This is a genomic window from Erwinia sp. 1181_3 (assembly GCF_052824965.1).
The window spans coordinates 369,633-390,193 of record NZ_VTDE01000004.1 but is presented as its reverse complement, the minus strand read 5'-3'; the positions used below and the strand labels follow the sequence as shown (position 1 = coordinate 390,193).

Sequence of the window (20,561 nt, the reverse complement as noted above, 5' to 3'; positions counted from 1 at the left end):
ATTATTTTGGGTGCTGTCTCAAAGGGTCGGGAAGGGGTAAAATCGTCCGTAGAGTGACATGCAGTGCTGACTTTTACACGTTGCCAACGGTGTTGCGCAACGGAATAAAGAATTCTAACAAGGCTGCGCACAGAAAACGAGATTTTTACGGGTAACTGTGGGAAAATCTGTTGGCTTACTAATAACAAGGTTATTGAGGAGAGAGAATGAACACTGATATGAAAATGACGGCGCTGACCGTTGTGGGTTCACTGCTGATGATTATTGCGTTTAGTTTTACGGCGGTAATGCATTAATTCTTGCACGGGAGGAGGAAACTCTTCCCGAACCCACACGCATTATCGAATCGTTTTAGGCGTCATCATACGGCGCGCACCGATGTAATGTTCCTGCCAGTAATCTTCGCTCAACGCACTGACCTGAATATCTTTACCTGTCCGTGGAGACTGAATAAATTTCCCTCCACCCAGATAGACGCCAACATGATCTGCTGTGCCACGTCCGTTAATACGGAAGAAGACCAGATCACCTTTCTCTAACTGATCGCGCTTAATCGAAGCCGCATCACGCAGATGGTACATTTCATTAGCCGTGCGTGGGATCTTGAACTTCACCAGGTCTTTATAGGCATACCACACCAGACCACTGCAGTCGAAACCGGTTTTCGGAGAGGTGCCGCCCCATTGATAAGGTTTACCGAGCTGGCCCATCAGCTTGTTCATCGCCGTCTCACGTGCTTTCTGGTAGCGAGCGCGATGCGCTTTGCTGAGTTTGAGCGGGGCGTTCAGAGCATCGTTATCATCGTCAGTGGCTTTGCTGCCTGCGCGTTGACGACCATAATGTTTTTTATCTGCTTTTTTGCTGGCCGCGAGTTTTTTACTCAGTGTTTTCTTCTCCACCTTCGCATTACGCACCGGGGCCACGCTGGTTTTTTTCTTTTCTTTCTCTTTCAGTTTTTTTGCCAGCAGAAGCCGTGCTGATTTAGAGGGTTCTTTTTTAGCGGTTTCTTTGGCTTTCTTACTGACAGGTTCTTTGACTTTTTTGGTCGAAGTGGCTTTTACCGGGCGGCGCTTACGGCGGTCATCTACACGTGCAGTATTGCTTTCGGCTTTTTGCTGTTTTGCATTAATAGGGGCATGTGGCGATGCGTGCGCCATGTTGAAGAACAACTGAGTGAAAGCCAGTATGAAGAGCGTGATGAGTAAACGCATCGTTCCCATTAACAGTTTGTGCGCTACAAAAAAGCAGCAACGCGGTAAAAAAAGAGATTTCTGCGGTATGCAGAAGGTTAGGCCAATTCTAATCTAACTTCTTAACAAAGGGTAAGGTCTTTTTTGTTTCAATAATACAGATCAAGAAAATGATGTAATATTGAGCACAATCAGGTGGTTAACCCAGCAATAAAACCAGTGTTAGTCATAACAGGTGCAGCAGTGATGATAAGAAAATGTTATTTTGTTTCCCTGTTTTGTCTATTGGTCACATTTTTACCTCTCTCGCATGTGAAAATGTCATTTTCATCGCCAGGGCAGAATCGCTACAATAAGCAGGCTGCGCCCAGCCTACACACGATGTATCGTATTGAGGAAGATATTTATGAGTACTGTTGAAAAAATTCAACGTCAGATCTCTGAAAACCCTATTCTGTTGTACATGAAAGGGTCCCCTAAACTGCCAAGCTGCGGTTTCTCTGCTCAGGCTGTTCAGGCGTTATCTGCTTGTGGCGAGCGCTTCGCGTACGTTGATATTCTGCTGAACCCGGACATCCGTGCAGAAATGCCAAAATATGCCAACTGGCCAACGTTCCCACAGCTGTGGGTAGACGGTGAGCTGGTGGGTGGCTGCGATATCATCATCGAGATGTATCAGCGCGGCGAGCTGCAGCAGTTGATTAAAGAAACTGCTCAGAAATATCCGTCTGACGCCGCAGAGTAACGCAGGCTTATTGGCAGCATAAAAAAAACCGGGCCCTGAGAGGTCCGGTTTTTTTTCGAGTTTACAGCACGTTGCTTTATTCTTCGCTGTCGTCACTTTCTGCATCAACCGGCAGTGGCCAGCCTCCCAGACGTTTCCAGCGGTTGACCAGTTCGCAGAACAGATCGGCCGTTTGCAGGGTATCGTACAGTGCGGAGTGTGCCTGGGCGTTATCAAAAGGCATTCCAGCTGCGGTACAGGCCTTCGCCAGAACGGTTTGCCCCAGTACAAGCCCGCTGAGTGCCGCGGTGTCAAAGGTGACGAATGGGTGGAAAGGATTACGCTTCAGGCTGGCGCGTTCGGCAGCCGCATTCATGAAGTTCAGATCGAATGTGGCGTTGTGTGCCACCATAATCGCCCGGCTACAGCCGCTCTCCTTAATTCCCTTGCGCACCAGTTTGAAAATGGCATGCAACGCTTCATGTTCACTGACCGCACCGCGCAGCGGATTCTCCGGGTCGATACCGTTAAATGCCAGCGCTTCAGGTTGCAGAACTGAACCGACAAAAGGCTCTACGTGGAAATGGATCGTCTCATCTTTCTCCAGCCAGCCATCGTCATTCATCTTTAGCGTCACCGCTGCGATTTCCAGTAATGCGTTAGTTTTGGCATCAAAACCGGCGGTTTCAACATCAATAACGACTGGATAAAAACCGCGAAAACGGCTGCTAAGGGTATTCAGTTCATTCGATTCAGACATCGGCATCTCACAGGAGAAAAAAAGGCAGCGCGCATTATGGCAAATTTTGTCGGGGGATGCAGCAGGGAGGGGAAGCGGGTGCCTAAAAGGCACCCGAAATACTTAGTGGCCGAGGCCATTACCCGCTTGTTTGTTCTCGATCAGCTCAATTTTATAGCCATCCGGGTCTTCAACAAACGCGATCACGGTGGTGCCACCTTTTACCGGACCGGCTTCACGGGTCACGTTCCCGCCATCGTTGCGGATACGATCGCAGGTCGCGGCCACATCATCCACGCCCAGTGCGATATGTCCGTAAGCATTGCCCAGGTCGTATTTATCCACGCCCCAGTTGTAGGTCAGCTCAATGACAGCACCTTCGCTCTCTTCGGTGTAGCCGACAAACGCGAGGGTGTATTTATATTCGGTATTTTCACTGGTGCGCAGCAGGCGCATGCCCAGCACTTTAGTATAAAAATCAACAGAGCGTTGCAGATCGCCAACGCGCAGCATGGTGTGAAGTAAACGCATAACATCCTCTTTTATCGGCGTCATCGATGGATGACGTAAAAAAACCAGTATAACGATTATGCCATCGGGTGCGAACCCTTGTGGAAATTAACCGAGGAACGGATAGTCTGTATAGCCTTCGGCACCGCCGCCATAAAAAGTTTCTGGCTTAGGTTCGTTCAGCGGAGCATCGTTTTGCAGACGCGCGACCAGGTCCGGGTTGGCAATATAGCTGCGGCCAAACGCAACAGCATCAATCAGGCCTTGCCCGATAAGGGCTTCGGCTTTTTCTGCCGTGTAACCGCCCGCGCCGACAATGACGCCAGGATAAACAGCACGGATGGCCTGACGGAATTCACGGGTGTAAGGCTTGCCACCGGCCCAGTCAGGTTCAGAGATGTGCAGGTAGGCCAGTTGGCGTTTTGCCAGCTCAGCAATAAAGTACAGGGCGGCTTCTTCCTGATCTTCGCCGTTATCCAGACCGTTGAAAGGCCCCAGCGGAGAAATACGGATACCGATGCGATCGGCACTCCAGCCTGCAATGGCGGCATCCACGACTTCCAGTGCAAAGCGGGTACGATTTTCGATACTGCCACCGTACTGGTCGTCACGCTGGTTGGATGCCGGAGAAAGGAACTGGTGAATCAGGTAGCCATGAGCGGCATGCAGTTCAACCAGATCAAAATCGGCCTCACGTGCATTAATTACGGCCTGACGGAAGTCACCAACGATGCCTGCAACTTCTGCCGTGGCTAATGCGCGCGGTGTGGAAGTGGCCTCGCGTACCGGTTTCCCCTCTGCATCACGCAGGGATGTGCGGGTTTCGGCATTAATAGCAGAAGCAGAAACGGGATCCTTACCTTCAGGTTGCAGGCTGGCATGAGAAATACGCCCGGTGTGCCAGAGCTGCACGGCGCTGTGGCCGCCATCCTGATGAATCCCGGCGTTAATCGCTTTCCAGGCACTCATCTGCTCTGATGAATGTAATCCCGGTGCACCGGCATAACCTTTCGCCTGGAAGCTGATCTGTGTCGCTTCAGTAATAATCAACCCGGCAGTTGCGCGCTGGCGATAATATTCACCCATCAGTGGGGTAGGGATATCGCCGGGCTCAATGCTACGCAGGCGCGTCAGCGGTGCCATAAAAATGCGGTTAGGCACGGTGATGGCACCGGTTTTCAACGGGGTAAACAGCGTGTTCAGTTTCATAACTTACTCCTGGTAGACCGGTCGACTAGTGTGGGTTGTTTTTTTAAGCTTTACGCAATATGCGCGTCATTTCCTGCCATGCATTGAGTAACGGTGCATTATCACGGCAGATTTTACTTTGCAGACTGGCGCCCAGCCACAGCGTGTACAGGGTTTGTGCACAGGCTGCACTGTTCACGTCAGCATGCAGTGTTTGCTGTTGTTGTGCTCTTTCCAGTGATGCCTTCAGGGTATCCATCAACGCGGTTGATCCCGCATGTAACGCACTGCGCATAGCTTCAGACAGATCGCAGACTTCGGCGGATAATTTCACCGACAGGCATCCCGCAAAACTGCTTTCTTCACAGTAAGAGAGTGACTGATGATAATAGTCGAGCACGCGCTGGCGGGAATCATCCTGATGATCATTCAGATAATCTTGCAGACGCTGATGATAGCGGGCGAAGTAGCGTTCCAGCATGGCAACGCCGAACACTTCTTTAGAGGCAAAGTAGTAATAGAACGACCCTTTTGGCACTTCTGCCTGTTTCAGCAGCTCGATCAGGCCCATACCGTTGAAGCCGCGCTGAAGGCAGAGCAGTTCACCGGTATCGAGCAGATGTTCACGTGTGTCAAAGCGGGTCGTTTTATTCATCGCAGCAGAGTACTAGACCGAACGGTCGGTTTCAACCCTTAGCTGCTTTTACGACACGATCGGATCATATCCAGAGAAGGTTGATACTCCCGGGTTTGCACATTCATCATACCCAACAGGGTATGGAAGATGTTGTCTTGAGAGACATCATCGGTCTGCGCCTGTCGTTGCAGGCATTGCTGATCAATGCCAAATGCGGTGGCGTAGTCCGGTGACATCCAGAGTAAAAACGGAATATGTGTCTGCTGGCTCGGTGCAAACACGTAGGGGGTGCCGTGCAGATACATCCCATGTTCCCCCAGAGACTCCCCGTGGTCGGAGAGATAGACCATCGCCACGTTGTATTTATCACTGTACGACTTCAGCAGATTAATCGTGCTGTCCAGCATGCTGTCAGTATAGAGAATGGAGTTGTCGTAAGTATTGACCAGCGCCTGAGGGTCGCAGTCCTGAATCTGATTACTGTCACAGGTTGGTGTGAACTGTCGCAGGGCATCCGGGTAACGCAGATAGTACGCCGGGCCATGGCTGCCCATCTGATGCAGGACAATCACCGTGTCATCCTTCACGCTGTCAATATAGTTACTGAGGCGATGCAGCAGCACGTCATCAAGGCAGTAATCACTTTTGCATAATGCACTGACCTTCCATTTGGTCATATCAGTATGAGGTACGCGATCGCAGGCACCTTTACAGCCACCGTCATTTTCTCGCCAGAGTACGTTAACACCGGCATGCGCCATGACATCCAGCAACCCTTCCTGATGGTGTGCACGACCCGCGTCATACTGCTGGCGCGGCATATTAGAAAACATGCAGGGCACGGAGATGGCGGTTTCGGTGCCGCAGGACGTAGCGTTGCGATAGTAGATGACATTGTCACGTTTCAGTTTTGGGTTAGTTTCCCTCGTATAGCCCCCGAGTGAGAAGTTTTCAGCCCGCGCGGTTTCACCCAACACAAAAATCACCAGTGTTTTTTTCTGCTCACCGGCTAACTGTGGGCCTTTACGGGCATCCTGGCCTATTTTAATCAGCGCCTGATCACCCGCAAACCAGCGGTTGTCAGTGTAGTGTCCAATACTGCTGACCACATTGGCTGGCGTGATCATTTTCACCAGACCTTTATTATTACGGATCATCGAGGCGTAATCTTTGTAGAACAGCGCTGCCACCAAAAGTACCACAAGAATGGCACTCAGAGACGTCACTGCGCGCCAGACGATAGCCATCCACCACGGGCGGTTGTTTTCGATTCGGGTCAGCAACATGATCGCCGCAGGGAGTACGCCCAGTAGCAGCAGCCAGAGGAGATATTTCACGCTGAACAGCGAGGTCGCTTCCTGCAGATCCGTTTCAAACACGTTCTGGATCATGTTGGTATCGATCACCGTACCAAAACTGTACATAAAGTAGTTGGCGGCGGCACTGGCAACGATCAGTATCACCAATAAAGGCTTACGTAGCCACGGCAGGGCGGCGACGTTGAAGATCACTAAAAAGGCGCAGAACAGCACCAGAGGAAGCGTAGCCGCATAAAGATAGTCGTGCAGTCCTTGATAGGGAATAATTTCCCATGCCCGAAGCAGGAAGATACTGTTGAGTATCAGCGCGAAAAACAGTGCAGCGCAAACGTTAAAGGTAATTTCATTACAACGTAACTTGTTCAGGCGTTTCATGGTCGTCCAGTAACAGAATAATCTGAAACAAGAGTAACCGGGAAAGCTTAGATAAACCTTAACTTTGCTTAAACATCGGGATAGCCCGCCAGAAGCGGGCCATAATATTAGTAAGCAACGGTAAACTGCTGGCGAATATGTTGCGGATGTTCGATTTCGTCCAGGATGGCTACGGCCAGATCAGCAACGCTGACAGACGCGGGTTTGTCTCCATCCATCAGTAATGAGGTGGTGCCCAGACGGAACTGCCCGGTGCGCGGGCCAGGTTCGAGAAACGCGGCCGGGGAAAGGTAAGTCCACTCCAGCGCCTGTTCTTCAGCCTGAAGCTGATTACGCAATGCACGTGCACCCAGCGCGCCGGGTTTGATATTAGCCGGGAAGGCTTCCGTATCGACCAACTCTACGCCCGGAGCCACTTCCAGGCTGCCAGCGCCACCCACTACCAGTATGCGCTTCACGCCGCTGCTTTTTACGGCTTGCAGGATTTGCTGGCTGCCGCGGGTAAATTTTTCAAAAAGATCGCTCTCCGCCCAACCCGGATTATAGGCGCTGATGACGGCATCCTGACCTTTCAGAACGCCACTCAACCAGGCGCTGTCATGAATATCACCTGTGACCACAGTCAACTGAGGATCTGAAGGCAGATTTTTTCCTGAGCGAGAGAGGGCCGTCACCTGATGGCCGCGTGCCAGGGCTTCTTTTACAACATCAGGGCCGACAAAACCCGTTGCGCCAATAATGGTAATTTTCATTTATTCATTCCTCTGTAAGTGTGGATTCAACTTTACGGCTTAACAGATAGGATGATAAGTGGCATATTTTAGCTTTTATAATGAAGTGATACTTACGAATAATGGAAAAACTCAATCGTATGGCCGTGTTTGCAACGGTTGTCAGCGAAGGCTCTCTGGCAGCCGCTGCACGCCGTCTGGGCATGTCGCCTTCAGCGGTTAGCCAGCATCTGCGGGCACTTGAGCAGGCGGTGGGTGTGCCATTACTGCATCGTTCAACCCGAAAGCTCACACTTTCTGAGGCGGGGGCTGCATTCTATCCGGGCTGCGAGGCCATGCTTCACCACGCGCTGGAAGCGGAAAAACGACTCGCGGAAATGCGCGATACGCTGAGCGGAGAGTTGCGCATCAGCGCAACGGTAGGGATCGGCGGCCAGCCGCTGTGTAGTGCGTTATCACCCTTGTTACAACAGAATCCAGGGCTGAAGCTACGCATTATTGCCACCGATAACGTGCTGGATATGATTGAGCATCGGATTGATATTGCTTTACGCTTTAGCCGCCAGTTAAGTGATGCCAATATTATTGCCCATCCGCTGGCAGAATGGCCGATGGTTATCTGCGCAGCACCCGCCTATCTCAGCCGTTATGGCGTGCCGCAAACGCCGCAGGCACTCTCAGCCCATCGCTGGATACACGGTCATCGGACGCACCGCCATATTGATTTCCATCATCCAAGAGAAGGGGCGTTGACGCTGCGTCTGGCTGAAGGGCAGGTAGTCAGTGACAGTATGAACGTGATGCGTGCATTTACCGTTGCGGGGATGGGGCTGTCATTGCAGCCGTTGCAGGAGATACAGGAGGAGCTGCACAGCGGGCAACTCATGGTGCTGCTGCCTGAGTGGCGCGCCAGCCCTCTAAAGCTGACGGCACTCACGCTGGAACGCGTTTTACCGGAGAAAAGTCAGCAGGCGTTACGTGCGTTACGTGACTATTTTAGTAAAAATCACCGGGTCACACTTGCAGACATGGGATGAGCCGTCTTCAATGAAGACAGAGTGAACTTACCAGGAGTGGCGGTGGCAGAGCAATTAGAGTTTTTCCCGGTACCCAGTCCCTGTCGCGGGATCTGTCAGGTTAACGAACGCGGTTACTGCCGTGGCTGCCTGCGTAGCCGTGAAGAACGGTTCAACTGGATGACGTATAACGATGCACAGAAACGTGACGTTCTGCGTCTGTGTCGCCTGCGTCTCCAGCGCCAGCGTCGTGGGGAGAATCCAGACATTCCGGATCAGCCAGAGCAACCCACGTTGTTTTGACGCGGAGTTTGATCCGCCCCTGTTGTAGCGATGACCTGATGGCGTATTATCCGGGTCAGCTATTTCATCAACGGGAGTAAGAATAAGATGCTACAACGTGTACAGATCGCCCCACAGGGACCGTCATTTTCACCGCTGGTGATGGGATACTGGCGGTTGATGGAGTGGGGAATGACCTCTCAGCAGCTGGTGCAATTTATTGAGCAACATCTGGAATGTGGTATCAGTACGGTTGACCACGCTGATATTTATGGCGGCTATCAGTGTGAAGCCGAGTTTGGCAAAGCACTGCGCCTGCAACCGTCTTTGCGTCAACGTCTGGAGTTGGTGACGAAATGCGGGATTGCCACAACGGCAAAGCCAGACAACGCCCTGGGCCACTATGTCACTGATGCCGCGCACATCATGACGAGTGCTGAAAATTCCCTGCGTTATTTTAATACCGACTACCTCGATCTGTTATTGATCCATCGTCCCGATCCCCTCATGGAGGCAGATGAAGTTGCCAGTGCGTTTCAGCAGCTTCATCAAAGCGGAAAAGTAAAACATTTCGGTGTATCTAACTTTACTCCTGCACAATATTCGCTGTTACAGTCACGACTGCCGTTTACACTGGTCACCAACCAGGTTGAAATTTCCCCTGTGCACCAGCCGCTGTTATTAGACGGTACGCTGGATCAGTGTCAGCAGATGCGGGTCAGGCCGATGGCATGGTCATGTCTTGCAGGCGGGACGATGTTCAGCGCACCTGAGTTCCAGCCGCTGCGTGATGAACTGTTATTGATCCAGCAAGAGACCGGTGCAGAGAATATTGAGCAGTTGATTTATGCCTGGATTCTGCAATTACCTTCTAAGCCACTGCCGATTATTGGAAGTGGTAAAATTGAACGAGTCAGCGCGGCAGCGAGAGCGGTTAACGTGACGCTGACTCGTCAGCAGTGGTTCCGTATTCGTAAAGCGGCCCTGGGTTTTGATGTGCCGTAATCCGCAATCAACAGTAGTAGCATCATTGTCTGACGACATCACGTTGATGTCGTTTGCAACCGTGAGAGTGAACAGTATAAACGCCAGATAATCCCGGCCAGATCGATGCCTTGATCTTCATGAGTATCACGCAGTATATCGATGCGCTGTTGTAGTGTTTTCAACGTATCGTTCAGGGGAATAGGGTGTATCCCGCGTTCACTGATAATAGATTGCAAATCGTGTAGCACGGCGTCGCGTATATTTGCTAATGCTGAAGAGGGTGTTTTCCAGTTGCGCAGATTCCAGGCAATATGCGAACAGTTGAGCAATACAACGCCCCAGCGCATCAGCCACAGATGTGCCTGGTCATCGCGACTATTTTTAAGTTGGTTGATGCGGTGATAAACCAACGATTCAAAACTATTCTGACTTAGGCGAGGGCGTCTTCCCAACTGGTCGACAAACTCACTGCGCAAAGCGCGGATATGACGCCTGCTGCGGTGTTTATCAGAACTGGGACGCAAAATACAGAAGGCCAGCCAGACCATCGCCACGCCACAGACTTTTGCCAGGTTATCATTAACAAAACCCGAAAAATCATAGGTGGGGGGATTGGTGACTGCCAGGAAGGACCCCATAAAAACAACCAGTTGCCCCCAAAGGGCAGCCCGTTTTTTATTCTGTAATTTAATCAGTTGCATGGTGATCAGCAGAGGGAAAAGTACGATAAGAAACTGCCACAGTACGGTCACCTGAATCATGAAAGCAAACTTCATGACAAAGCTGAAGAGTGACAGCAGCACCAGTGTTTTGATCAATAATGTGGCGCTGCTGACCGGGGATGCAGAAGATGAATAAAGCACGCAACTGATAGCGGCCAGCGTCAGTGCTGAGTCACCGGAATCCCACTGCGTTGTGATCCAGAAACTGGTTCCGAAAAAAATCACACAAAAGGTTCGCAGCGCATTCCAGCTGGCTTCTGCCCCATCTGCTTCGCGAGCCAGTGATGGCACAACCGGAGGAGTGAGATCCGTATGGTTATCTGCACGTTCGAACTGGCGTAGCCAGCGTGCGATATTCAGATACAGCCAGCAGAAATAACGTAGCTGCTCCCAGAAGGCCCGGTGCCGATAGTCCGTCGTGTCCATCGGGGCAGCGCGATAGAGTATTTGCGCCAGGTAATACTTATCTTTTTCACCCTTAGCCATGGCTTCCAGTAGCTGATGTAGCGTTACAAACAGGTTTTCTGGTGGGTTTTCCCAGTTAAGCAACATCCGACGCAGGCTGGAGATAATGCTGGTCAGGCGCAACTGCTGGTGCAAAACATAGTTCAGCACATTGTTTTGACGGCGAAAGCGGTAATGACTCCAGAATGCCTGGATGCGCAGCAGATTCATTGTCAGGATTTCGCCAATCACGTTTTCGTGGGCCTGGCGTATCGTGCTGGTGTCCTCTTTATTTAACATCTCCGTTGCATGGGCGAGCAGCTTGCTGTGCATCTCTTTGAGGGAATGAATTAACGTCTCTCCATCCGAGGTGCTGGGCAAGATCATCATCATGAGTGCGCCGCACAGTATTCCGGAAATGACCTCACAGACGCGTGCCTGCGTAATGGTCCATATACTGTCGATCTCAACTTCATTGACACAGGTAAAGGCGATGATGGCGGCGGTATAGCCTGCCAGCGAAAAGGCGTAGGCCACATTATTCTGATAATGGTTTGATATCCACGTGCACAAAGCCAGCCAGCTTGCAATCGACACGGCAAAAAGCCATGGCTCGTCCAGTGTATGACCGGCGATCACCAGGGCTGCCGTCGCGCCCAGCATACTCCCCACAATGCGCCCGAGGCTTTTACTGATCACGCCGCCAACAGTAGGAAAACTCACCACGGCAGCAGAGGTCATCGCCCAGTAAGGTTCATCCAGCTGAAGACCGTAAGCGATACTCAAGGCCAGACACATGGCGATGGTATTACGCAAGGCGTAGCGCCACTGCGCAGCAGTGGCTTTGTTCCACGGCAACTGCTGCCATTGCAGCCAGCTCAGATTAAGTCGACTCATTGCTGGACAGAAATTGTGCAGGTGGTCCCGGCGACCAGTGTTATGGCGGGCGGAAGATGAGTCAGGCGGATACGCACCGGTACGCGCTGGGCCAGCCGGACCCAGGGGACGTTCGGTTTGATATCCGGCACCAGGCCGCTGTCGGATTCGATACTCTGGTCGTAGATTGCCCGGCCAATACTTTGTACCACGCCGGTGAGTGGCTGATCGTTACTGTACAGGGTGATATTCGCCCTGGCGCCTGTGCGGATATGACGCAGTTTGGTCTCTTCAAAATAACCCATCACGTAAAACGAATGGCTATCTACCAGCACAAACAGCGGTGATCCGGTGGTGGCGTAGTTGCCTATCCGGGTTTCCAGATTGTTGATCCAGCCATCGGTGGGGGCAAAAACCACGGTTTGCGACAGGTTCCAGCGTGCACGGTCCTCCTCAGCCTGAGCAGCCTTAACGTTTGCTTCCATTGCCTTGACGTTGAGATTAGCGACATCAAGCGCTTCTTCTGAAATAACATTACGGCCAAGATTTTGACGGCGATGAGCCTCATGCTGTGCCTTGATAAGGTCCGACTGTGCTTTTGCCAGTTGGGCTTCTGCATTCAGTACGGCAATACGATAGGGCTTATCATCAAGGGTAAACAAGCGGGTTCCTTTAGTCACAAACTGGTTATCTTCGACATCGAGCTCAACAATGCGCCCGGAAACCTGTGGAGTAATACTGACCAGTTCGGCTCTGACTTTGCCATCTCGTGTCCAGGGTGACTGCATATAGTAATTCCACATCCACCAGCCGGCACAGAGTGCCGCCGCGAAAAAAAACACGGTGGAAAAGTATCTTAAATAATTTAGTTTCATTACGTTACCCGACGATTAACAACCCCAGAGAGGCGGCTATGCAGAGAGTAAACAAGGAGAGATCCAATAAAGTGGGGTGCCAGATCTCGCCTGAGTACATCCAGTCACGCAGTAACGGATGAAGTAGCAGCCATAAGAAAAAACCGAGCAGAACGACTTTGAACAGGGGCGGAAAAAAAAGTGAGTCCCCGAGCACCAGCTCGGTGATGGGGCTGGCAGCCGTTAATATTGATGTCATCACACACAAAATCCCTATGACCAGTGAATTACCGATGAGGATAACTGAATGCGTCCATCTGATTATGATGGATTTGTGTTTTGCCTTGTAAACTCGCAGAATAGTCTAAAATCATGCTTGATAGCTAGCAAGCTAATTATAAGAGGTAGAAATTGAATACGACTCTGGGAACCGACTTGTCAAGATTGGTACGTATCTGGCGCTCATTAATTGATCAGCGATTGAAACCGTTGCAGCTGACACAAACCCATTGGGTGACGTTACACAACATCCACCAGCTACCGCCTGAACAGTCGCAAATTCAGCTGGCAAAAGCCATTGGTATTGAGCAACCTTCTTTGGTACGCACCCTCGACCAGCTGGAAGAGAAAGGGTTAATCACGCGCAGCACCTGTGCGAATGACCGCCGTGCTAAGCGTATCAGCCTCACTGCGCAGGCAGAACCGATTATTACTCAGGTTGAGCATGTGATTGATGCGACTCGTGATGACATCCTGGCCGGAATTTCTCAGCCGGAGATCGACAAAATGGTGACGCTGATTGCCAGACTGGAAAAGAATATTCTTGAGCTTCAGGGACGAGATGAATAAAAAAAACCGGCATAAGGAGCCGGTTTTTTTATGCGCTACTGTGTCATTAGCGTGGGGAAACAGTGATCTGGCTACCGTTTGACGCCATTGCTACGCGCTGACCTACAGAGTAGCGGCTTACAGCCTGTTTCTGGACCACCATGATGGTGTTGCCATCATCTTTGCGGATTTCCAGCTCAACGCCCTGGCTTTTATTCAGCGAGCCCTGAACACCCTGGCCTGCAACACCACCAGCGACGGCACCAGCTGCGGTTGCCAGACTACGACCCGCACCACCACCAACTGTGTTACCAAGGAAACCGCCCAGTACTGCACCACCAATGGCACCGATAACGTTGCTGTCATCGCCACCCTGAATTTGCACCGGACGAACAGATACCAGCGTACCGTAACTCACGGTCTGAATCTGTTTAGCTTCAGAGGCGCTGTAAACATCACCGGAAAGAGTATTGTCATTTACACAGCCAGCCAGCGTTATCCCGGCAAGCGCCACGATTAATAAACGCATCGTCATCATTAAAACTCCTATGTGTAGCAGGTGCTGCGGATCATCGGGCAGCGGTCAATAACACTATTATAAGGTACAAGCCGCGCCTTTCTCACAATTAGTTTGTAAAAGCACCGCAGAAAGATAACCTGGAGTGCTTAAACGTGGATTCAATCACGACAAGAAAATACGACGTCGTTAACAACGTGAATAAAAGATCACTAAATCATAGAATTGACGCGCTAATTTTGCCAGGCTGGCGCAATGACACTCATACCCGCAGACGGGATAAGGCGAAGGCATGAAATCAGGTCGGTTTATTGGCGTTATGTCTGGCACAAGCCTGGACGGCGTTGATGTGGTGATGGCGGTGATTGATGAACATATGGTGGCACAGCAGGCCAGCTATAGTCACCCGATCCCACAAACGCTGCGCCAGCAGATCCTGGCAATCTGCCAGGGGCAATCATTAACGCTGTCGCAGTTAGGGCAACTGGATACCCGCTTAGGACGGTTGTTTGCGGATGCGGTACTGGCGTTACTCAAGCAGCAGGGATTGTCAGCGGATGATATTACCGCCATTGGTTGTCACGGCCAGACCGTGTGGCATGAGCCGCAGGGCGATGCCCCAAATACCTTACAAATTGGCGATAATAATCAAATCGCAGCAGCAACGGGTATCACCGTAGTGGGCGATTTCCGCAGGCGCGATATGGCGCTGGGCGGGCAGGGCGCACCGTTGGTGCCGGCTTTCCACCATGCGGTACTGATGCACCCCACTGAGCGCCGCATGGTGCTGAACATCGGAGGCATTGCGAATTTGTCTTTGCTGCTACCCGGGCAAACATTGCGTGGGTTTGATACCGGGCCTGGCAATATGCTGCTGGACGCCTGGATCTGGCGGCAGCAGGGCAAACCCTATGATAAAGAGGGGGCATGGGGGGCCGGCGGTCACGTGGCCTGGCCACTGCTGCAACAGATGCTCAGTGACCCCTATTTTGCACTGAGTGCACCGAAAAGTACCGGACGCGAATATTTCAATCTGAGCTGGCTGGAACAGCAGCTGTCATCCTTCCCGGGTCTGCCCGCACAGGATGTGCAGGCAACGTTGGTGGAACTGACGGCAACCACTATCGCACAACAGGTCTTACTCAGCGGGGGGTGTGACAGGCTGCTGGTCTGCGGCGGCGGGGGCCACAATCCCCTGTTGATGTCCCGTCTGGCGGCACAGCTGGCCGGGACGGAAGTGACGAGTACCGACCAGGCTGGCATCAGTGGCGATGATATGGAAGCACTGGCTTTCGCCTGGCTGGCCTGGTGTACCTTGAGTGGGTTACCTGGCAATTTACCGTCGGTGACCGGTGCGCGTGAGGCCAGCGTGATCGGGGCAATATTCCCGGCAAATCGTCCTTTTCGCTGATTGCATCACCTGAAAAGACGTTTTAGCCTAAGTGAACCTCCCGTAGCTCACAAGGAATAAACAATGAAAAAGGGGTATATCGCCGTCGCCGGCATGCTGGTGGCGCTGTCAGGATGCAGCTATTTTCAGACCGACTCTCATACGCCGGTCAACACATTGCATTATACCTGCGGCACGCTGCCGTTAACGGTCAAACTGGATAACAGTAAAAGCGAAGTCAGCCTGATCCTCGACGGTCAACCGCTGGTGCTGAAGCAGCAGCCTGCGGCGTCCGGAACCCGTTACAGCGATGAGCATTACGTTTTCTGGTCGAAGGGCGACAGCGCATTCATTGAGCGCAATGACAAAATCATTATCGATGACTGTCAGCTTCAGCAACCAGCCAGTTAACCCATTGAACTATTGTAGGGTGCGGCGCACAATGCGGTATCCCTACTTATCAGAAGCCAGAGCGATGACTGACAGCGACCATCTGCAACAAATTGCCCATCTGCGGCGTGAATACACCCGTGGCGGCCTGCGCCGCAAGGATCTCCCCGCTAATCCGTTGACCTTGTTTGAACACTGGCTTAACCAGGCGGTTGAAGCACAGTTGCCGGATCCCACGGCCATGAGTGTGGCCACGGTGGATGACCAAGGACAACCCTATCAGCGTATCGTCCTGTTGAAGCATTTTGATGAGCGCGGCATGGTGTTTTACACCAACCTAGGCAGCCGCAAAGCGCAGCAGCTTGAAATTAACCCGCGCATCAGCCTGCTGTTTCCCTGGCATATGCTGGAACGTCAGGTCATGGTGCTGGGGAGTGTTGAGCGTTTATCTACGCTAGAAGTCTTGAAATACTTCCACAGCCGCCCGCGAGACAGTCAGCTGGGGGCCTGGGTGTCGAAGCAATCCAGCCGCATCTCTGCCCGTGGCATTCTCGAAGGCAAGTTCCTTGAACTGAAGCAGAAGTTCCAGCAGGGTGAAATTCCGCTGCCGAGTTTCTGGGGCGGTTATCGGGTCAACATTGACTCAATGGAGTTTTGGCAGGGCGGCGCTCACCGTTTGCATGACCGTTTTTTCTACCAGCGTGAAGATGACGCATGGAAAATCGACCGCCTGGCACCCTAAAACACGAAATAATGCCGTCAATGGGTGGATCGCAGCGGTCCGGCCCATTATTCTATATCCCTTATTTTCTCTCCGCGTTTCAGCGGAAAGCTGTGTACCAGCTTAGGTGCAGACTTTTTCACATGGAGTCTTAGATGGCCAGCAGTAACCTGATCAAACAATTGCAAGAGCGGGGCCTTGTCGCCCAGGTAACGGATGAAGAGGCGTTAGCAGAACGACTGGCGCAGGGGCCAATCGCACTCTATTGTGGCTTCGACCCGACTGCCGACAGCTTGCACTTGGGGCATCTGGTGCCGTTGCTCTGCCTGAAACGTTTTCAGGATGCCGGACATAAGCCAGTGGCTTTAGTCGGTGGCGCAACTGGCCTGATCGGCGACCCGAGCTTTAAAGCAGCCGAGCGTAAGCTGAACACCAGTGATACCGTGAATGAATGGGTCGATAAAATCCGCCATCAGGTTGCCCCTTTCCTTGATTTCAACTGCGGCGACAACAGCGCGATTGCAGCCAACAACTATGACTGGTTTGGCGGCATGAATGTGCTGACCTTCCTGCGTGATATTGGCAAGCACTTCTCTGTTAACCAGATGATTAACAAGGAAGCCGTTAAGCAACGTCTGAATCGTGATGACCAGGGGATCTCCTTTACTGAGTTTTCTTACAACCTGCTACAGGGTTACGACTTCGCCTGTCTGAACGAGCGCCACGGCGTGGCGTTGCAGATTGGTGGGTCTGACCAGTGGGGGAACATCACCTCCGGTATCGACCTGACGCGTCGTCTGCACCAGAACCAGGTGTTTGGTTTGACCGTTCCGCTGATCACTAAATCTGACGGCACCAAATTCGGTAAAACCGAAGGTGGCGCTGTGTGGCTGGACGCGAAAAAAACCAGCCCTTACAAGTTCTATCAGTTCTGGATCAACACCGCTGACGCAGACGTATATCGTTTCCTGAAGTTCTTCACTTTCCTGAGTATTGACGAGATCAACGCACTGGAAGATGAAGACAAAAACAGCGGTAAAGCACCCCGTGCCCAGTATGTTCTGGCCGAACTGGTGACCAAACTGGTACACGGTGAGGACGGTTTGGTGGCTGCACAGCGCATTACCCAAAGCCTGTTCTCCGGGGCGCTGAGCGAACTCACGGAACAGGATCTGGCACAGCTGGCACAGGATGGCATGCCGGGTGTTGAGTTGGAAAACGGGCAGGATCTGCAACAGGCATTGGTCAATACCGAGCTGGCCCCGTCACGTGGTCAGGCTCGTAAACTGATCGAGGCGAAATCCATCAGCATCAACGGTGCACTGCAAACGGAGGCAGAGTATGCCTTCGTAGAGGCCGACCGCCTGTACGGCAAATACACCCTGCTGCGCCGTGGTAAAAAGAACTACAGCTTAATCAGCTGGAAATAATAAGCAGGTTCGTTACGTACTGAAGCCGGCAATGCCGGCTTTTTTTAGGCAAGAAGGGTCAGAGTCGCGCGATGAAAAATATTCTCTCCATCCAGTCCCATACTGTTTTTGGTCACGCCGGAAACAGTGCAGCAGAATTTCCTATGCGCCGCCTGGGCGCAAACGTTTGGCCACTGAATACCGTTCAGTTTTCCAACCATACTCAGTATGGTCACTGGGCCGGAACGGTCATGCCGGCCAGCCATCTGACCGAGATTGCCCGGGGTATTGGTGATATTGATCGTCTGAAAACCTGCCATGCGGTGTTAAGTGGTTATCTCGGCTCCGCCGAGCAGGGAGAGGCTATTCTTGAGATTGTACGGATGGTCAAAGCGGCAAACCCGGAAGCCTGGTATTTCTGTGATCCGGTGATGGGTCATCCGGAAAAGGGCTGCATTGTGGCACCGGGTGTGGCTGAGTTCCATGCGAATGCCTCCCTACCCGCCAGTGATATTATCGCGCCCAATCTGCTGGAGCTGGAAATGTTGAGCGGGCGTCAGGTGGCCGATGTGGAGCAGGCTGTTGCGGCAGCACGTGAGCTGATTGCTAAAGGGCCAAAAGTGGTGCTGATTAAGCACCTTGCGCGGGCCGGTTACCGTAGCGATCGCTTCGAAATGCTGCTGGTGACGGCAGATGAAGCCTGGCATATTGCCCGTCCGCTGATTGACTTTGGCGTGCGCCAGCCGGTAGGGGTGGGTGACCTGACCAGCGGATTATTGCTGGTGGACCTTCTGCACGGGCTATCGCTGCAACAGGCGCTGGAACATGTGACGGCCGCTGTGTATGAAGTGATGCTGAAAACCCATCAGATGGGTGAGTATGAGCTACAGCTGGTTGCTGCACAGCAGGCGATTGCTGAACCGCAGCAGCATTTTGCGGCAGAGAAACTCTGACCCGCTATCGCGATACCGGGCAGTCCTTTTAGGCCTGCCGTCGTCATTAGTTCAACCCTTCAGCTTTCAGCGCAGCGATCACGTCAGGGCGCGCAGCCACCCGTTCAAACCAGTCGTTTAACGCATCCAGTCCACTCAGGTTCAGCTTCAACGCATGAGCCCAGCGGGTCACGGTAAACAGATAAGCATCTGCCACGGTGAAACGCAGCCCCATCAGCCACTGCTTCTCTTTTAATTCGGCATTCACGTACTGGAATTTCTGCTCCAGCAATTCTCTGGACAGTACCTTAAACTCGTCCGGAGTGGTGGGGCGAAACAGCGGGCTGAACCCTTTATGCAGTTCAGTGGCAATATAATTGAGCCATTCGAGCGTATGGTAGCGTGTCAGGCTGCCGGGTGGGGCCAGCAGTTGGCGGTCAGGTTTGAGGTCGGCAAGATACTGCACAATCGCCACGCCTTCAGTCAGCACCGACCCGTCATCCAGTTGCAGCGCCGGAACCTGGCCTTTCGGATTGATTCGCAGATAGTCTTCGCCCTGTTCCGTCTTCTTCGTTTTGGTATCCACGGTGACCAGCGTGAAATCAAGGCCGGATTCGCGCAGCACAATATGGGGTGACAGTGAACAGGCCCCGGGTTTACAGAACAGCTTCATTGCTCGCTCCTTTCATTGAATGATGACGATCTCCTCAGCTTACTGCCGAAGAACATAAAAGTCAGTGTCAACGCGCGGACAATGGCGCATTTTTTGCGGGTTAATTAACCACTGGCAAACGCTGCTGCCCCAGACTGCTCAGTTCAGGCAGAGATGTCCGGGCAAGATCCCAGAATGCGCGCACTTTTGCCGGCATATATTTTACGTTCTGCGCGACCAGTTGCACCGGAACGGCCGGAGGGCGGAAGTCCGGCAGAATTTCGATCAGGGTGCCCCGCAGCAGGTCATCATGCACCTGATAAGAGAGCAGGCGGGCAATACCTTTCCCGGCGCGGGCAGCAATCAGCTGAGTTTCGACCTCATTGACAGTCAGTCTTGGCGTAATGCGTACTCGCTCCTGCTGCACCTCAGGGCCGAAGCGCCATTCTCTTTGCGCGGTGAGTGCCGCACTGGCGATGAGGTGATGATCGATCAGCATGGCGGGCGTCAGCGGTGTGCCGTGCAGGGTGAGGTAGTCAGGGCTGGCAACCAGCATCCTTTGCACCTGACCCACCTCCGTCGCCACCAGTGAGGAGTCCCGCAACTGGCCGATGCGTACCGCCATATCCAGCCCCTGTTCGATGAGGTCCTGATAACGGTCACTGAGCATCAGGTCAATCTGGATATCGGGGTAGCGATCGAGAAATGTCAGCACCAGCGGTGCAATATGCTGGCGGCCGAACTGAACCGGCGCGGTCAGACGGACCCTGCCACTCAGCTGATTGCGGGTGGTGGCGTTCAGTGCTTGCTGATAATCCTCCAGCACGCCTTTTGCACGTTCAAAAAGCGCCAGTCCGGCGGGCGTGGGCGACAGACGCCGGGTAGTTCGTTCAATCAGGTTCACGGCAAAACGGCTTTCCAGCGCTGTCAGGGCACGCGTAATCGCCGGAGGCGACCGCCGCAGAGTGCGTGCCGCTGCGGCAAGGCTCCCCTGTTGCACCACGGCGACAAACACCGCCAGTTCATCCAGTTTATCCATGATTATTCCACTTTGCGAAATTATGAATTGCTATTTTTGCCTGTTTACCTCGTTTTCAGCAAGAGTAAGCTGAGTAAAAAACAGGAGAT

The 20,561-nt window shown here is 52.5% G+C and carries 24 protein-coding genes; 11 read left to right on the top strand and 13 right to left on the bottom strand.

The window, feature by feature from the left end:
* Positions 1-206: 206 nt before the first annotated feature.
* Positions 207-296, top strand: a complete 90-nt coding sequence (cydH, locus tag FY046_RS13775; protein WP_133845256.1) for a cytochrome bd-I oxidase subunit CydH — start codon at positions 207-209, stop codon at positions 294-296.
* Positions 297-338: 42 nt separating this feature from the next.
* Here cydH and FY046_RS13770 read toward each other — a convergent pair whose 3' ends face one another.
* Complete coding sequence (locus FY046_RS13770) at positions 339-1,211, bottom strand: C40 family peptidase (protein WP_133845254.1); 873 nt, start codon at positions 1,209-1,211, stop codon at positions 339-341.
* A 385-nt stretch (positions 1,212-1,596) separates the two neighbouring features.
* Here FY046_RS13770 and FY046_RS13765 point away from each other — a divergent pair, with 385 nt between their 5' ends.
* Complete coding sequence (locus FY046_RS13765) at positions 1,597-1,935, top strand: Grx4 family monothiol glutaredoxin (protein ID WP_133845252.1); 339 nt, start codon at positions 1,597-1,599, stop codon at positions 1,933-1,935.
* Positions 1,936-2,011: 76 nt separating this feature from the next.
* Here the strand turns inward: FY046_RS13765 and rnt are convergent, their stop codons facing one another.
* The 6 genes from rnt to FY046_RS13735 all read right to left on the bottom strand — a co-directional run bounded on the left by rnt (position 2,012) and on the right by FY046_RS13735 (position 7,434).
* Complete coding sequence (gene rnt / locus FY046_RS13760) at positions 2,012-2,680, bottom strand: ribonuclease T (protein WP_133845250.1); 669 nt, start codon at positions 2,678-2,680, stop codon at positions 2,012-2,014.
* Positions 2,681-2,776: 96 nt separating this feature from the next.
* Entirely contained in the window at positions 2,777-3,184 is a 408-nt protein-coding gene (gloA, locus tag FY046_RS13755; RefSeq protein WP_133845248.1) for a lactoylglutathione lyase, read from the bottom strand.
* 87 nt (positions 3,185-3,271) lie between these two features.
* Positions 3,272-4,372, bottom strand: coding sequence for an alkene reductase (gene nemA / locus FY046_RS13750; protein WP_133845246.1), 1,101 nt, complete (start codon positions 4,370-4,372; stop codon positions 3,272-3,274).
* A 43-nt stretch (positions 4,373-4,415) separates the two neighbouring features.
* A complete protein-coding gene (locus FY046_RS13745) occupies positions 4,416-5,006 on the bottom strand; it encodes a TetR/AcrR family transcriptional regulator (protein ID WP_133845244.1) in 591 nt (196 codons plus the stop codon).
* A gap of 38 nt (positions 5,007-5,044) precedes the next feature.
* Complete coding sequence (gene eptA / locus FY046_RS13740; protein ID WP_167864606.1) at positions 5,045-6,682, bottom strand: phosphoethanolamine transferase EptA; 1,638 nt, start codon at positions 6,680-6,682, stop codon at positions 5,045-5,047.
* Between the two features lie 107 nt (positions 6,683-6,789).
* Entirely contained in the window at positions 6,790-7,434 is a 645-nt protein-coding gene (locus FY046_RS13735; RefSeq protein ID WP_133845240.1) for an NAD(P)-dependent oxidoreductase, read from the bottom strand.
* A gap of 101 nt (positions 7,435-7,535) precedes the next feature.
* Between FY046_RS13735 and FY046_RS13730 the strand changes: the two genes are divergently transcribed.
* From FY046_RS13730 to FY046_RS13720, 3 genes are all read left to right on the top strand, one after another.
* A complete protein-coding gene (locus FY046_RS13730) occupies positions 7,536-8,450 on the top strand; it encodes a LysR substrate-binding domain-containing protein (RefSeq protein WP_166653745.1) in 915 nt (304 codons plus the stop codon).
* Between the two features lie 42 nt (positions 8,451-8,492).
* The gene (locus FY046_RS13725) at positions 8,493-8,732 is read left to right on the top strand and encodes a DUF1289 domain-containing protein (protein ID WP_159337210.1); all 240 of its coding nucleotides are present in this window, start codon (positions 8,493-8,495) and stop codon (positions 8,730-8,732) included.
* A gap of 87 nt (positions 8,733-8,819) precedes the next feature.
* Complete coding sequence (locus FY046_RS13720) at positions 8,820-9,716, top strand: aldo/keto reductase (RefSeq protein WP_159337209.1); 897 nt, start codon at positions 8,820-8,822, stop codon at positions 9,714-9,716.
* Positions 9,717-9,754: 38 nt separating this feature from the next.
* Here FY046_RS13720 and FY046_RS13715 read toward each other — a convergent pair whose 3' ends face one another.
* The 3 genes from FY046_RS13715 to FY046_RS13705 are packed head-to-tail and all read right to left on the bottom strand — an operon-like array spanning position 9,755 to position 12,853.
* Positions 9,755-11,761, bottom strand: coding sequence for an FUSC family protein (locus tag FY046_RS13715; protein ID WP_446186172.1), 2,007 nt, complete (start codon positions 11,759-11,761; stop codon positions 9,755-9,757).
* A complete protein-coding gene (locus FY046_RS13710; protein WP_133845232.1) occupies positions 11,758-12,615 on the bottom strand; it encodes an efflux RND transporter periplasmic adaptor subunit in 858 nt (285 codons plus the stop codon). Before FY046_RS13710 ends, FY046_RS13715 begins: the two co-directional genes overlap by 4 nt.
* A gap of 4 nt (positions 12,616-12,619) precedes the next feature.
* On the bottom strand, positions 12,620-12,853 hold the full coding sequence (locus FY046_RS13705) for a DUF1656 domain-containing protein (protein WP_133845465.1): 234 nt from the start codon (positions 12,851-12,853) through the stop codon (positions 12,620-12,622).
* 152 nt (positions 12,854-13,005) lie between these two features.
* Here FY046_RS13705 and slyA point away from each other — a divergent pair, with 152 nt between their 5' ends.
* The gene (gene slyA, locus FY046_RS13700; protein ID WP_133845230.1) at positions 13,006-13,443 is read left to right on the top strand and encodes a transcriptional regulator SlyA; all 438 of its coding nucleotides are present in this window, start codon (positions 13,006-13,008) and stop codon (positions 13,441-13,443) included.
* Positions 13,444-13,489: 46 nt separating this feature from the next.
* Here the strand turns inward: slyA and slyB are convergent, their stop codons facing one another.
* The gene (slyB, locus tag FY046_RS13695) at positions 13,490-13,957 is read right to left on the bottom strand and encodes an outer membrane lipoprotein SlyB (RefSeq protein ID WP_133845463.1); all 468 of its coding nucleotides are present in this window, start codon (positions 13,955-13,957) and stop codon (positions 13,490-13,492) included.
* A gap of 274 nt (positions 13,958-14,231) precedes the next feature.
* Here slyB and anmK point away from each other — a divergent pair, with 274 nt between their 5' ends.
* The 5 genes from anmK (at position 14,232) to pdxY (ending at position 18,802) form a co-directional block, all read left to right on the top strand.
* Positions 14,232-15,350, top strand: coding sequence for an anhydro-N-acetylmuramic acid kinase (gene anmK, locus FY046_RS13690; protein ID WP_171148577.1), 1,119 nt, complete (start codon positions 14,232-14,234; stop codon positions 15,348-15,350).
* Positions 15,351-15,413: 63 nt separating this feature from the next.
* A complete protein-coding gene (locus FY046_RS13685; protein ID WP_133845226.1) occupies positions 15,414-15,740 on the top strand; it encodes an MliC family protein in 327 nt (108 codons plus the stop codon).
* Positions 15,741-15,804: 64 nt separating this feature from the next.
* Positions 15,805-16,461, top strand: coding sequence for a pyridoxamine 5'-phosphate oxidase (gene pdxH, locus FY046_RS13680; protein ID WP_159337207.1), 657 nt, complete (start codon positions 15,805-15,807; stop codon positions 16,459-16,461).
* 134 nt (positions 16,462-16,595) lie between these two features.
* Entirely contained in the window at positions 16,596-17,870 is a 1,275-nt protein-coding gene (gene tyrS / locus FY046_RS13675) for a tyrosine--tRNA ligase (RefSeq protein ID WP_133845222.1), read from the top strand.
* A gap of 71 nt (positions 17,871-17,941) precedes the next feature.
* Positions 17,942-18,802 carry a pyridoxal kinase PdxY gene (gene pdxY, locus FY046_RS13670; RefSeq protein WP_133845220.1) on the top strand — a complete coding sequence of 287 codons (861 nt, stop codon included), beginning with the start codon at positions 17,942-17,944 and terminating at the stop codon, positions 18,800-18,802.
* A 46-nt stretch (positions 18,803-18,848) separates the two neighbouring features.
* Here the strand turns inward: pdxY and gstA are convergent, their stop codons facing one another.
* Positions 18,849-19,454, bottom strand: a complete 606-nt coding sequence (gstA, locus tag FY046_RS13665) for a glutathione transferase GstA (protein ID WP_133845218.1) — start codon at positions 19,452-19,454, stop codon at positions 18,849-18,851.
* 100 nt (positions 19,455-19,554) lie between these two features.
* On the bottom strand, positions 19,555-20,472 hold the full coding sequence (locus tag FY046_RS13660; RefSeq protein WP_133845216.1) for a LysR family transcriptional regulator: 918 nt from the start codon (positions 20,470-20,472) through the stop codon (positions 19,555-19,557).
* Between the last annotated feature and the right edge of the window lie 89 nt (positions 20,473-20,561).